General features: G+C 75.0%; 12 protein-coding genes. 8 read left to right on the top strand and 4 right to left on the bottom strand.

Going from position 1 to position 13,097, the window contains the following annotated elements; translation table 11 throughout:
• Positions 1-111 precede the first annotated feature (111 nt).
• From ACQP60_RS04735 to ACQP60_RS04725, 3 genes are read left to right on the top strand one after another with little or no spacing between them, the layout of a single operon-like run.
• Positions 112-552, top strand: coding sequence for a DUF3099 domain-containing protein (locus tag ACQP60_RS04735; protein WP_429728907.1), 441 nt, complete (start codon positions 112-114; stop codon positions 550-552).
• Positions 552-788, top strand: a complete 237-nt coding sequence (locus tag ACQP60_RS04730; protein ID WP_380319267.1) for a hypothetical protein — start codon at positions 552-554, stop codon at positions 786-788. Before ACQP60_RS04735 ends, ACQP60_RS04730 begins: the two co-directional genes overlap by 1 nt.
• Entirely contained in the window at positions 785-1,813 is a 1,029-nt protein-coding gene (locus ACQP60_RS04725) for an SURF1 family cytochrome oxidase biogenesis protein (RefSeq protein WP_429728905.1), read from the top strand. Before ACQP60_RS04730 ends, ACQP60_RS04725 begins: the two co-directional genes overlap by 4 nt.
• Here ACQP60_RS04725 and ACQP60_RS04720 read toward each other — a convergent pair.
• Entirely contained in the window at positions 1,786-3,384 is a 1,599-nt protein-coding gene (locus ACQP60_RS04720; RefSeq protein ID WP_429728903.1) for an ABC-F family ATP-binding cassette domain-containing protein, read from the bottom strand. The two genes, ACQP60_RS04725 and ACQP60_RS04720, sit on opposite strands and share 28 nt — an antisense overlap.
• A gap of 169 nt (positions 3,385-3,553) precedes the next feature.
• Here ACQP60_RS04720 and ACQP60_RS04715 point away from each other — a divergent pair, with 169 nt between their 5' ends.
• On the top strand, positions 3,554-4,990 hold the full coding sequence (locus tag ACQP60_RS04715; protein WP_429728901.1) for a DUF2809 domain-containing protein: 1,437 nt from the start codon (positions 3,554-3,556) through the stop codon (positions 4,988-4,990).
• An 18-nt stretch (positions 4,991-5,008) separates the two neighbouring features.
• On the opposite strand, the gene ACQP60_RS04710 is transcribed toward ACQP60_RS04715, so the two are convergent.
• Positions 5,009-5,743 (bottom strand): Type 1 glutamine amidotransferase-like domain-containing protein, encoded by a 735-nt coding sequence (locus ACQP60_RS04710; RefSeq protein ID WP_429728899.1) that lies wholly within the window; start codon positions 5,741-5,743, stop codon positions 5,009-5,011.
• Positions 5,744-5,824: 81 nt separating this feature from the next.
• Here ACQP60_RS04710 and ypfJ point away from each other — a divergent pair, with 81 nt between their 5' ends.
• From ypfJ to ACQP60_RS04690, 4 genes are all read left to right on the top strand, one after another.
• Positions 5,825-6,730, top strand: coding sequence for a KPN_02809 family neutral zinc metallopeptidase (gene ypfJ, locus ACQP60_RS04705; protein ID WP_429728898.1), 906 nt, complete (start codon positions 5,825-5,827; stop codon positions 6,728-6,730).
• Positions 6,731-6,798: 68 nt separating this feature from the next.
• Positions 6,799-7,725 (top strand): ATP-grasp domain-containing protein, encoded by a 927-nt coding sequence (locus tag ACQP60_RS04700; protein ID WP_429728896.1) that lies wholly within the window; start codon positions 6,799-6,801, stop codon positions 7,723-7,725.
• Positions 7,722-8,993, top strand: a complete 1,272-nt coding sequence (locus ACQP60_RS04695; protein WP_429728894.1) for a glycosyltransferase family 2 protein — start codon at positions 7,722-7,724, stop codon at positions 8,991-8,993. Before ACQP60_RS04700 ends, ACQP60_RS04695 begins: the two co-directional genes overlap by 4 nt.
• Positions 8,990-10,165, top strand: coding sequence for a hypothetical protein (locus tag ACQP60_RS04690; protein ID WP_429728893.1), 1,176 nt, complete (start codon positions 8,990-8,992; stop codon positions 10,163-10,165). The genes ACQP60_RS04695 and ACQP60_RS04690 overlap by 4 nt, the downstream gene beginning before the upstream one ends.
• Here ACQP60_RS04690 and ACQP60_RS04685 read toward each other — a convergent pair.
• Together ACQP60_RS04685 and ACQP60_RS04680 are read right to left on the bottom strand one after the other, a co-directional pair.
• Positions 10,137-11,861 (bottom strand): sensor histidine kinase, encoded by a 1,725-nt coding sequence (locus ACQP60_RS04685; RefSeq protein WP_429728891.1) that lies wholly within the window; start codon positions 11,859-11,861, stop codon positions 10,137-10,139. The genes ACQP60_RS04690 and ACQP60_RS04685 overlap by 29 nt on opposite strands.
• Complete coding sequence (locus ACQP60_RS04680; RefSeq protein ID WP_429728890.1) at positions 11,858-13,006, bottom strand: PIG-L deacetylase family protein; 1,149 nt, start codon at positions 13,004-13,006, stop codon at positions 11,858-11,860. The genes ACQP60_RS04685 and ACQP60_RS04680 overlap by 4 nt, the downstream gene beginning before the upstream one ends.
• Positions 13,007-13,097: the final 91 nt, after the last annotated feature.

Raw genomic sequence — 13,097 nt, 5'->3', positions numbered from 1 at the left:
CGCAGGGTCGCGACGCGTCACACGTCCTTCCGGCGGTTTGTCGGATCCCTACAAGGCGACGTGCCCGGCGGAGGGTCCCGGGGGCTCCGCGCGCCGCCTTAGACTGGCCGGGTGAGCAACGCCCGCGCGACCTCTCCCGGTCCGCGCCCCTCCGGAGGCCGCGGCCACGGTGCGGACCAGGTGCCCGAGGTCCCCTCGATCACCAGCGCCCCCGAGCCGCTGGAGGAGGACCAGGCGCGCCGCACGCGGCGCTACCTGATCCAGATGGGCATCCGGATCGTGTGCTTCCTCGGCGCCATCGCCGCGGACGGCTGGGTGCGCTGGACGCTCGTGGTCCTCGCCGTCGTCCTGCCGTACTCGGCGGTGCTGTTCGCGAACGCCGGGCGGGACCGGGTCTCCTACGACACGTCGCCCATGGTCGACGTCCCCCCGGCCGAGCTCACCGCCGCCGACCCCGCGCAGCCGGAGCCGTTCGGCGGCGACGGGCACCGCGTCGTCGAGCACCAGGACGACCCCGACCCGACCGACCCGGAGCCTGGAGGAGATCGCTGATGGACGTGCTCGGGACGGGCGCCGACCCGGTGGCGGGCGAGCTGGTGTGCTCGGCCAAGGGCTGCCGCGCCGAGGCCGCGTGGGGCCTGCTGTGGAACAACCCGCGGCTGCACACCCCGGAGCGCCGCAAGGTGTGGCTCGCGTGCGACGACCACCGCGAGCACCTGGAGCAGTTCCTCGGCGCGCGCTCGTTCTGGAAGCAGACCGTCCCCGTCGCGGAGCTCGATCGCGCGTGACGACCGACCACACCTCGACCCGCACCCCCCTGCCGCCGGACGATCGCCGCTCCCCCGACGCGCCGGCGGCCCCGCGCACCCGCCGGCAGTGGATCACCCTCGGCCTGGGGGCCGTGCTGCTGGCCGCCGTGTGCATCCTGGCCGCCGTGTGGCAGTGGCACCGGTACACCTGGCGCGAGGCGCAGATCGACCTGGTGCAGTCCAACTACGCGGCGGCGCCCGTCCCCCTCGCGGACGTGCTGCCCGAGCCCGGCGCCGTCCTCGACCCGGACGACGAGTGGCGCCCCGCGGTGGCCACCGGCTCCTACCGCCCCGAGGACACGGTGCTGCTGCGCAACCGGCCCGTCGGTGGCCAGCCCGGATTCCACGTGCTGGTGCCCTTCGAGACGACCGGGGCGGACGGGCAGCCGGTCGTCCTCGTCGTCGACCGCGGCTTCGTGCCGCTGGGCGAGGACGCGAGCTCGCCGTCCGCCGTGCCCGACCCGCCCGCGGGCGAGGTCGAGGTGACGATGACGATGCGGCCCGACGAGCCGGCCTCCGACCGCGGCACCCCCGCGGGGCAGGTGCAGGCCATCCACACCGACCAGGTGCTCGCCGCCGGCGCGGACGGCGCCGCGTGGGCCGAGGGCTCCACGGTGGGCGGGTACGGGCAGCTGCGCTCCGAGGACCCGGCACCCGCGACGACGCCGGGCGCGCTCCCCGAGCCGGACACCGACCCGGGGTCGCACCTCAGCTACACGGTGCAGTGGTGCATCTTCGCGCTCGGCGCGCTGGGCGGCTACGTCGTGCTGTGGCGGCGCGAGACCCGGCCGGTGCACGTGACGGCGGGCGACCTCCTCGCCGCCGCCGACGGCCCGGACCCCCTGGACGGGACCGGGCGGCCGGGCGCCGCCGTGCGGCCGCAGCGCCCCCGCCGGCAGCGCGTGGACGAGGACTTCGAGGACGCCCTGCTGGACGCCGCCGAGCGGCCGCGCGCCGACCGGACGGCCGGCGGGCCTCAGGCCAGCGACACCAGCTCGGCGTAGTCCGCGGACCACAGGTCCTCGTCGCCGTCGGGCAGGAGGAGCACCCGCTCGGGGTTCAGCGCCTCCACGGCGCCGTCGTCGTGGGTGACCATCACGACCGCGCCCTCGTAGGTGTCGAGCGCCCCGAGGATCTCGGCGCGCGACGCCGGGTCGAGGTTGTTGGTGGGCTCGTCGAGCAGCAGCACGTTCGCGCTGGACACGACGAGCGTGGCGAGCGCGAGGCGCGTCTTCTCGCCGCCGGACAGCACGCGGGCGGGCTTCTCGGCGTCGTCGCCGCTGAACAGGAACGACCCGAGCACCGAGCGCACCTGGGTGTCCGTGAGGTCGGGCGCGGAGTGCCGCAGGTTCTCGACCACCGTCGCGTCCATGTCCAGGGTGTCGTGCTCCTGGGCGTAGTACCCGATCTTCAGCCCGTGCCCCGGAACGACGCGGCCGGTGTCCGGCTCCTCGACGCCGCCGAGGATGCGCAGCAGCGTCGTCTTGCCCGCGCCGTTGAGCCCGAGCACGACGACCCGCGAGCCGCGGTCGATGGCCAGGTCGACGCCCGCGAAGACCTCCTGCGAGCCGTAGCTCTTCGACAGCTCGGTGGCCGTGAGCGGCGTACGGCCGCAGGGCGCCGGCTTCGGGAACCGCAGGTGCGCGACCTTGTCGCTGCGCCGCTCCCCCTCGACGCCCGACATCATCCGCTCGGCGCGCTTGATCATGTTCTGCGCGGCGGTCGCCTTGGTGGCCTTGGCGCGCATCTTCTCGGCCTGTGCCAGCAGGGCACCGGCCTTCTTCTCGGCGTTGGCGCGCTCGCGCCGGCGGCGGCGCTCGTCGGTCTCGCGCTGCTCGAGGTAGGCGTCCCAGCCGAGGTTGTACTGGTCCAGCTCGCCACGGTTCGCGTCCAGGTGGAACACCTTGTTCACCGTGGCCCGCAGCAGCTCGACGTCGTGGCTGATCACGACGAACCCGCCGCTGTACGCCTTGAGGTAGTCGCGCAGCCAGACGATCGAGTCGGCGTCGAGGTGGTTCGTCGGCTCGTCGAGGAGCAGCGTGTCGACGCCGGAGAACAGGATGCGCGCCAGCTCGATGCGGCGGCGCTGGCCGCCGGACAGCGTGTGGAGCGGCTGGGCGAGCACGCGGTCGTCGAGGCCGAGGTTGCTCGTGATCCGGTGCGCCTCGGACTCCGCGGCGTAGCCGCCGGCGGCCAGGAAGCGCGCCTCGAGCTTCGGGTAGCGCTCGAGCGCGGCGGCCTGGGTGTCGGCGTCGGCCGAGGCCATGAGGCCCTCGGTCTCCCGCATCTGCGTGACGATGTGGTCCAGCCCGCGCGCGCTGAGCACCCGGTCCATCGCGACGACGTCGAGGTCGCCCGTGCGCGGGTCCTGCGGCAGGTAGCCGATGTCGGTGCCCCGCGTGATCTGCCCGGCCGCGGGCAGCGTCTCGCCCGCGAGCGTCTTGGTGAGCGTCGTCTTGCCCGCGCCGTTGCGGCCGACGAGGCCGATACGGTCGCCCGGGGCGATGCGGAACGTCGCCTCGTGCAAGAGGGTGCGGGCGCCGAAGCGCAGCTCGACGCCGTGGGCGGTGATCAAGGCAGGGGTGTCCTTCGACGGGGGGTGGGGGGCTCCGGCGAGTCTAGTGCGCCGGGGGTCGGTCCCACGACGACTTAAGTCACACCGTCGCCCGCTCCCGATCCCGCTCCCGATAGGGTTCGCGCGTGAACCGCGCCCCCGCCCGACGACGGCCGGCCTCGCCGTCCTCGTGGTCCTCGCCGGCCTCGGCGGCCGTGCCCTCCTCCCGCCCGCGGTCGGCGGGCCGCTCGGGGACGCCCTGTTCGCGACGCTCGTCGTGCTGCTCGTCGCGTTCCTCGTCCCGCGCACCCGCCCCCTCGTGGCGGGGATCGTCGGGCTCGTCCTGTGCGCCGGGATCGAGGCGGCGTGGCTGACCGACGTGCCGGGCCAGGTCGTCGAGCGGTTCCCGGCCGCGCGCTACGCGCTCGGCACGGCGTTCACGCCCGCCGACGTGGCGTGGTACGCCGTCGGCGCGGTGGTGGGCGGGGCCCTGGTCGCCCTGGTTCGCCCCCGGCCGCGCGGGGTGGACCACTCGCTGCGGCACGTGCGCGCGGCGAGCGGGAGCCGGCGCCGGGCCGCCCGGGTCGTGGTGCCCGTGGTGATCGTCCTCGCGCTCGCCGGGGCCGGCGGTGCCCTGGCGTGGGTGCTGCGGGGGGAGACCCAGGACCTGAGCGCCCGGCTCGCCGTCGCGCAGGACACCCTCGACGGATCCGCCGGCAGGGTGACCGACGCCGGCGTGCGCGACGACCTCGCCGCGACGATCGACGACGCCCGTGCGCTGCTCGACGCGACGCCCGTCCTGGACCGGATGCCGGGCGACGCGCCCGCGCTCGGCGCCCGGCTCGACGACGACGTCGCGGCCGTGCAGGCCTCGCGCCTCGCGTTCGCCCGCGCGCAGGCCGCCGAGGCGCGCGACGCGCTCCCGCCGGTGGTGCGCCGGGCCGACCGCGTGCTGGCCGCGACGGACGAGCTGGCCGCGGACGGGCACGACGCCGGCGAGACGCTGCGGGCCTCGTCCCGCGACGCGCTCGGGACCGCCGACGAGCTGACCGCCGAGACCCAGGACGACCGGCTGGCCACGGCGTCGCTGGCGGACCTCGAGTCCGCCTCGGCGGACCTCACCGCGCTGCGCGACGACCTGGCGGACGCGACCGTGGACCTCATGACCGCGCAGGACGCGGTCGTCTGCCCCGAGCCCGACCAGGTGTGGTTCCCGGAGGCCGGGAAGATCTCGGCGAAGAAGCTCGCACCGATCCCGTGGGCGCCGCAGTACTCCGTGCGTGCGGACGTCCTGGACGGGCTGGTGGCGCTCGACGCCGCCTACCGCGCCGAGTTCGGCCAGCACCTGACGGTGAACTCCGCGTACCGCAGCTACGACCAGCAGGTCGCGGTGTACGACCCGGACGACCCGAACCCGCTCGCCGCGCCGCCCGGCTGCTCCAACCACGGCCTGGGCACCGCCGTCGACATCTCCATGGGCCCCGAGGGCTTCGACGGCGCGCGGTACGCCTGGCTCAAGGAGCACGCCGAGGAGCACGGCTGGACCCACCCGGGCTGGGCCGAGCCCGACGGCCGGCTGCCCGAGCCGTGGCACTGGCAGTCGGTCGAGACGCCGACGGAGTACTGAGGACCCCGCCCGCCGAGATCAGGTCCCGGGGAGCCGGCGCACGTCGAACGGGACCTCCCGGGCACGGTCGCCGTCGCGCTCGACGCGCAGCACGGGGCGGTCGGGCCGCTCGCTCACGGCCTCGACGGGCACGCCGTCCACGAAGCGCAGGGCGGCGTACTCGTCCACCGCGTACCCCTCCGCGAGCGCCCCGGAGGCCACCCAGCCGAGGTACGCCTCGCGGCGGTCCGCCTCGCCGAGGTAGTGCGGGCAGGCGCTGCCCGGGACGAACCCCAGGCCGTCGTCGAGCGGCGCGAGCGGGCCGAACGAGTCGGTCGAGGACGACTCGAACCAGCAGTTCATCCCCGCGCTGATCCCCGCGAGGGCCGTCCCCTGCGCCGCGGCCCGGGCGAGCAGGTCGGGCAGACCGTGCCGGCGCCAGACGACGAGCAGGTTCGCCGTCGAGCCCCCGCCCACGTACACGACGTCCTGCTCCAGCAGGAGCTCCGGGTCGGCGTAGCCCCACGGCTCGCGGCAGAACAGCGACAGCACCGACGTGCGGGCCCGGCCGGCGAAGGCCTCCTCGAAGCGGCGCGCGTACCCGTGGTCGTCGCCGCTCGCGGTGGGCACGAAGCACACCCTCGGGGTGGCCTTGCCGGTGAGGTCGAGCAGGTGGTCGTCGATCGCGGACGCGCCGTCGTCCGACATGGAGAACCCCCCGCCGCCGAGGGCGAGCACGGTGCCGGTCATTCCTGCGGGCTGCGTGGCGGGCATGCCCGCACCCTACGGACCGGGCGGTCGCCGCGCGCCTCCTTTCCCGCGCGATCGCCCCGACCCCGACCTAGCGTGGTGCCCGTGACCTTCAACGAGGGCGGCGAGTTCGAGGGTGGCCGGGTCCGCAAGGGTGCGGGCGGACGGCGCGGCGCGGTGGTCGGCGGCGGCATCGGCGCCATCGTCGTGGCGCTGCTGGCCGTGTTCCTCGGCGGCGGCGACCTGGGCCAGCTCACCGGCGCGCTGGGCGGGGCCGTGCAGGACGCCGGGGCGCCCGCGGGCGACGGGCAGGAGCAGTACGTCGACGACTGCACCGCCGAGCAGGCGAACACCGACCGCGAGTGCCGGCTGTCGGCCACCGTGCAGTCGCTCGACGCCTACTGGGGGCGGGTGCTGCCGCAGCAGGCCGGCGTGGAGTACGCGCTGCCGCCGGTGGAGAGCTTCTCCGGGTCGACGACGACGGGGTGCGGGGCCGCGACCAGCGCGACGGGCCCGTTCTACTGCCCGCCGGACCGGACGGTGTACGTCGACGTCTCGTTCTTCGACCAGCTGAGCTCGCAGTTCGGCGCCGAGGGCGGGCCGCTCGCCGAGGAGTACGTCGTGGCGCACGAGGTGGGCCACCACGTCGAGCAGCTCACCGGCGCCATGGACGCGGCCGACCGCCGCGGCAGCGGGCCCGAGTCGGACTCCGTGCGCATCGAGCTCATGGCCGACTGCCTCGCGGGCATGTGGGCGGGCTCCGCGGCGACCGAGGTGGACCCCGACACGGGAGTGACGTTCCTCGACCCGATCTCCCCCGCCGAGCTGCGCCAGGCGCTCGGCGCCGCGGCGGCGGTCGGTGACGACCGCATCCAGCAGCAGGCCACCGGCCAGGTGAGCCCCGAGGGCTTCACGCACGGCACCTCCGAGCAGCGGGTGCGGTGGTTCACAGTCGGGTACGAGGGCGGCACGCTGGACGACTGCGACACGCTCTCGGCGCGGACGCTCTGACCGCCGCGCCAGGTCGCCGTCGGACGCTCCCGGCTGCATCGACGCAGGCTGGCTCCTACGATCCGACCATGGATGGGGCGCCGAGGCAGCAGACGATCCTCGTGACCGGAGCGGCCGGACCTGCGGGGAGGGCCCTCGGCCCCCAGCTCGCGCGACGCGCGGACGCCGACCTCCGGCGGGTGGTCGGGGTGGACCTGGCACCGTCGGCGGGCACCGGCTACGACATGGTCGAAGCCGTGCCCGCGGCGGCCGACCCCGCCTACGACGCGGCGACGCTCGACCTGCTGCGCCGCCACCGTCCCCGCCTGGTCGTGCCCACGGTCTCCGACGAGCTGCCGCGGCTCGCGGTGCTCGCCGCGGCGGCCGGGCTCGGGGAGACGGTGGTGCTCTCGGCGCCCGGCCCCACCGCCGTCGCCGCCGACAAGCTCCTCACGATGTGGTCGCTCGAACGGCGCGGGGTCTCCGTCCCGCGGCACCTGCCCGCCGACGCGCTCGGATCGGCGGCCGAGGCCCTGGCGTGGGCCGACGGCCCGGTCGTCGTGAAGCCGCGCGTCGCCCGCGGCGGGCGGGGCGTGCACGTGGTGGAGGACCCCGACGACCCGGTCTGGGCGAGCACGGACGCGTCCTGGGTGGTGCAGGCCTTCGCCCCCGGCACCGAGTACAGCCCGCAGGTGTACCGCTCTCCCGCCGACGGACGCTGCGTCGTCGTCGTGCTGGAGAAGACGGGCCGCAAGGAGGGCCGCGTCGGCAACGCCACCGCGGTGGAACGGCTGCCCACCGGGGCGGCGGACGACGTCGCGAAGCTCGCCGCGCGCACCGCGGAGGCGCTCGACCTCGTCGGCCCGCTCGACATGGACGTCCGGCTCCTCGCCGACGGCACGCCCGTGGTCCTCGAGGTCAACGCCCGGTTCGGCGCCGTCTCGGCAGGCGCGCCGGAGGTGCTGGACGCCGTCCTCGACGAGTGGCCCTCGACGGGCGACCGGACCGCGTCGTGACGTCCGTCCTCGTCGCGCTCGTCCTGGTCCTCGGGCTCTCTCTGCTGGTCGTCGGGCTGGTGCGCCTCGCGTTCGTGCCGGCCGCGCTCGTGTTCGAGGCCCGGCGCCGTCGCGACGACCTCGGCCCGGCCGGGTGCGGCCCGATGTTCCCCGAGGCGCCCCTGGTGAGCGTCGTCGTGCCGGCGTACGAGGAGTCCGTGGTCATCGAGAACTGCGTGCGCTCCGTGCTGCGCAGCGAGCACCCGGCGCTCGAGATCGTGTGCGTCGACGACGGCTCGTCCGACGACACGTTCGCGCGCATGGAGCGGCTCGCCGCGGAGCACCCCCGGGTGCGGGCCCTGCGCCAGGACAACGCCGGCAAGGGCGCGGCGCTCAACACCGGGATCGCGGCGGCGCGGGGCGACATCCTGGTCCTCGTCGACGCGGACGGCCTGTTCCGGCCGGACACCGTCACGCGGCTGCTCCGCGGGTTCCGCGACGAGCGGGTCGGCGCCGTCTGCGGCAACGACCGACCGGTCAACCTCGACCGCGTCCTCACCCGGCTGCTGTCCCTCATCAGCCACGTCGGGACGGGGCTCATGCGCCGCGCGCTCGACGTGCTGGGGTGCCTGCCGATCGTGTCGGGGAACATCGGCGCGTTCCGGCGGGACGTGCTCGACCGCGTCGGTCCGCTGCACACCGACACCCTCGGCGAGGACCTCGAGCTGACGTGGCGCGTGGCCCGGGCGGGCTACCGCGTGACGTTCGCGCCCGACGCGCTGGTGTACGCGGAGTCGCCGTCGACCCTGCGCGGTCTGTGGCGCCAGCGCGTCCGGTGGGCGCGCGGCCTGCTCCAGGTGACCTCCCTGCACCGCTCGATGGTCGGCAACCCGCGCTACGGCGCGTTCGGGATGTACCTGCTGTACAACACCGCGGCCCAGGTCGTCGCGCCGTTCGTGCAGGTGCTGGCCATGATCGTGCTTGCGGTCCTGGTGCTCGTCGACGGCCCTTCCTGGGTGCCGTCCTCGTGGTGGGGCTGGGTGCTGCTGCTCGGCCTGCCGCTGTCGCTCGGGCTGCTGCTGCTCGCGGTCCTCCTGGACCGGGCGCCCGGTGACCTGCGGCAGCTGTGGACCCTCCCCCTGTGGCCCGTCTACTCGCTGATGATGACCTTCGTCCTGCTCGACGCCGCGCGGCTCGAGCTGGGGAACGCGGAGAACCGATGGAACAAGCTGGACCGCAGCGGGACGGTGTCGGTGCAGGGGCTCGTCGACGATGGCCCTGGCTCTTGACGGTCGTCGTCGTGCTCGTCGCCGCCGTCGGCGCAGCCCTGCTCCTCGCACGCCCGTGGGAGGACGTGCCGCCGGCCATGCGCCCCGTCGTCGCCCCCGACGTGGTGCACTCGGTCAGCGTCGACTTCGGGATCGTCACCGATCCGGACACGGACTGGGCCGCGATCGACCGGCACCTCGACGCGGTGGGCGCCAACGGCGTCGACCTCAACGCGGGACGGGTCGAGTTCACGGCGTACGACTGGCCCGCCCACCCGGAGGCGGCGGCCGAGCCCGGCACCGACCACCTGTCGCGGGCGGCGCGGGCCCTGCACGAGGACGCGGACGGAACCCCGCGCGAGATCGGGCTCATCGTCGACGCGTACGTGCCCGAGTGGATCAAGGCCGACCCCTCGATCGCCGGCGTCTCCGCCGACGGCCGCCGCTCTCCCTACCGGGCGTCGGCCTCCCAGCTCGCCACGGGCGAGGTGGGCGACCGGCTCGTCGAGTACGTCACCGACCTCGGCGAGCGCTACGACCCGAGCCGGATCGCCGTCACCGAGCTCTTCCTCAACCACTACAGCTTCGGTGACGACGACCTCGCCCTCTACCGCGAGATGACGGGCGCCGACGACTGGCCGCGGGACGCGGACGGCCAGATCGACGACGACGATCCCGCGCTCGGCACCTGGCGGTCGGAGGTGCTGGCGGGGCTGCTGGCCCGGATGCGCGCGGGGCTCGACGAGGTGCGCGACGGTCAGGGCGAGCAGATCGAGCTCGCGATGGACGTGCGGGTCGACTGGGACGACCCGGCCGCCGGCGTGCCGTCGAGCGGGCACGACTACGCGATCCTCCTGCAATCCGCCGACCGCCTGGTCGTGTGGGCGTACGTCGGGTCGCAGGACCACACTCCCGCGGACGTCGAGGGCGCCACCGGCGCGCTCCAGGCCGCGGGCTTCGACATGTCCCGGTTCACGATGTCCGTCGGCCTGTGGGCGGGGTCGGCGGACGCGGACCCGCCCCAGTCGATCGCCCCCGCGCTCATGGCCGAGACCGTCGAGGCGGCCGGTACCCACGGTGTCACCGACGTCAACGTCACGCCGCTGTCGCACCTGTCCGAGGCGCACTGGGCGACGCTGGCCCGGGTCTGGGGCACCGCGGCCCCTAGTGCGTCGCGAGGTCCGGCAGGGTGACGTCCACCTCCGTGCCCTCGCCCGGTGCGCTGCGGATCGCCATCGCCCCACCGTGGTCCTGCACCACCCGGTCCACGAGGGTGAGACCCAGGCCGACGCCGCGCACGCGCCGTCGTCGCGTGTCGAGGGAGCGGTAGAACCGCTGGGTGACCCGCTCGAGCTCGTCGGCCGGGATCCCGACGCCCTCGTCCTCCACCCGCAGGCGCGCCAGGTGCGACCCCGTGGACGTCGCCTCGCCGGACACCGTCACCCGGACTCGCCCCCCACGGTCGCTGTACTTCACCGCGTTGCTCAGCAGGTTGTCGACGACCTGGCCCAGCCGGTCGGGGTCGGAGACGAGCGGCACGAACGGGTCGCCCTCCACCACGACATCGACGCCCGCGGCCTCGGCGGTCGGGCGCGCGCTCTCGACGGCCTCCCGCACCACCTGCGCGACGTCCACGTCCCGTCCGTCGAGGATCTTGCGGCCCGCGACGATCTGGGCGCTTGCCAGCAGGTCGTCGACCAGCGAACGCAGGCGCCGGGCGTTCCGCTCGACGACGTCCAGGTACCGCCGCTGCTCGTCGCCCAGGCCCTCCTCGAGCCGCATCAGGTCGAGATAGCCGAGGATGGACGCGAGCGGGGTGCGCAGCTCGTGGCTCACGAGGCCGATGAACTCGTCCTGGACGCGCTCCTCCTCGTACCGGGCGGTGACGTCGGTGACCACGACGAGGTACCCGGCGGAGAGCTCCGGCTCGCTCCCCGGGAGGGCCGGCCGCTCGGTCACCGTGAACTGGAGGTGCCGCCGGTCCTCGCCGAGCGGCGACAGGGGCCAGTCGGCCACGTGCGTCTCCCCCGCGACGGCGCTCCCGAGCACCACCCGGTTCGCCGCGTCCGCCCCCCCGGGCGCGCCCGGCTCGGCCAGCCGGGCGGCGAGGCTCCTCGGGTCGACGAGCTGCGACACCTCCAGGCCGATCAGCTCTTCCTCGGCGCGTCCCAGGATCCGCACGGCCCCCGGGTTCGCCCACGTGACCCGCCCGCCGAAGTCGGTGGCGAGGAACCCCTGCTCCGTCGCGGCGATCATGATCCCCCGCAGCGTGTCCCGGGACTCGCGGAGCTGTCGCGCGCCCGCCGCGACCTCGTCGCGGGCCCGCTCGAGCTGTGCGGCCTGACGCCGCGCCAGGCCGACGACGCCGTGCGTGCCGACGGCGACGAGCCCGAGCACGAGCAGGACCACGAGCGAGTGCATCACGGGGTGCACGCGCTCGACCGAAGTGAGCGGCAGGAGCTTCGGCCCGAACAGAGCCAGCACAGAACCGATCAGCGCGAGGGCCATCCCCCAGGGCCCCGGCTGGAGCGCCAGGCTGACGACGGGCAGGAACAGCAGGGCGTCGAAGCTCGCGAGGATCAGGCCGGAACCGATCTCCAGGACGCCGACCGCCAGCATCTGCACCAGGGGCAGCGCGTACCGCCAGGCGCGCGGCCACCGGTCCCAGCGGCCGAGGCTGCCCACCAGCTGTACCGCGACGACCAGAGCCACGGCGAGCGTGAGCCAGACGAGGTCCCCGGCGATCCCGCTGATGCGCATGATCACCAGCACCACGACGAAGGAGATGGTGAGCGGAAGCTGCCGGAGGCCCACGGCGTCGTCGTCGAACCACGCGGTCCAGACCCGGTCGTACGTCTGGCCGAGACGGTGGACCAGGCCTCGCGTCATCGTGGGGCCGCCCCGTCCCCGCCCGGCCCGACGTGCTGGTGCGCGGCGGGTCCCGGCGGGGTCAGCAGGGACGACAGGCCGTCGGCCGGGGCGCCCGAGTCCTGGCCGTCCACGGCGGGCGTCGCACGCACGGCCGACGACCGGCCGAACGTCTCGCTGGCGCGCACCGTCTCCAACGGCTCCACCTCGCGCGCGGGGCTGAACCGCGCCCAGTACCGCGCCGTCGCGCGCACCACGTCCGGCTGCATGTACTCCCGGTGCGCCTGCGACACGTACGCCGCGAGCATCCGCAGCTTGGTCTCGACGAAGCCGTCGACGTCCACGAACCGGTTCGGGGCGAAGGCCACGGTCGAGGACGGGCTCTGGAAGCACCACAGGCTGGGCACCTGGCGCGCCGCGATCTGCACCGCCCCGTTCACCGCCCGGTGGTCCTGGTGCCGGTCGTTCGCGCTGTGCGTGTAGACCCGGTGCGGGTCGACCTCGGCGACGACGTCCTCGATCGCCCCGATCACGCCCGCGGCGGGGTCGATGTGGGTGTCCGGGAAGTCGAGGTGCACCAACCGCGCGCCGACCACCTGCGCCGCCGCGAGCGCCTCCTCGTGCCGCTCCGCGGCCGCACCGCCGACCGAGCCGCCCGAGAGCGTGAGGATCACCAGCTCGTCCCCCGCGGCCCCGTGGGCCGCCAGCGTGGCGCCCACCCCGATCTCGACGTCGTCCGGGTGGGCGCCGACCGCCAGGACCCGTTGCCGCGACGTCTCCCGCTCCCGGCGGGCGCGCTGGGCGAGCTCGGTGGCGCGCTCCACCACCGTGGACGCCGCGACCGGCTTGACCAGGAAGTCGTCGGCGGCCTCCCGCAGGGCCGTGACCGCGTGCGACACGGTCGGGAAGGCGGTGACGATCATGATCGGCAAGGTCGGGTCGATCGTCCGCACCTCGGGGAGGATGTCCAGCCCCGACAGGCCCGGGAGCTGGATGTCGCTCACGAGGACGTCATAGGTGGAGCGCCGGAGCGCGGCCAGCGCCTCCTCGGCGTCGGCGGCGAGGTCGACGTGCATCCCCCCGTACCGCGCCAGCGCGATGCGCACGAACTCGGCCGAGTCCGGGTCGTCCTCGAGCACGAGCGCCCGGAATGCGTCGTCGGACACCGAACCACCCCCACGGCTGCGATCTGGCACGACCGTACGCGTGGCGCGCCGTCGGCGCGCGAGGACGGTGTCCCGGCGTCGTCCTCGTACC

It is taken from the genome of Isoptericola variabilis (assembly GCF_050311655.1).
In the GTDB taxonomy this organism is placed as follows: domain Bacteria; phylum Actinomycetota; class Actinomycetes; order Actinomycetales; family Cellulomonadaceae; genus Isoptericola; species Isoptericola variabilis.
The sequence above is the reverse complement of the archived record's forward strand: the minus strand, read 5'-3'. Positions and strand labels throughout refer to the sequence as shown.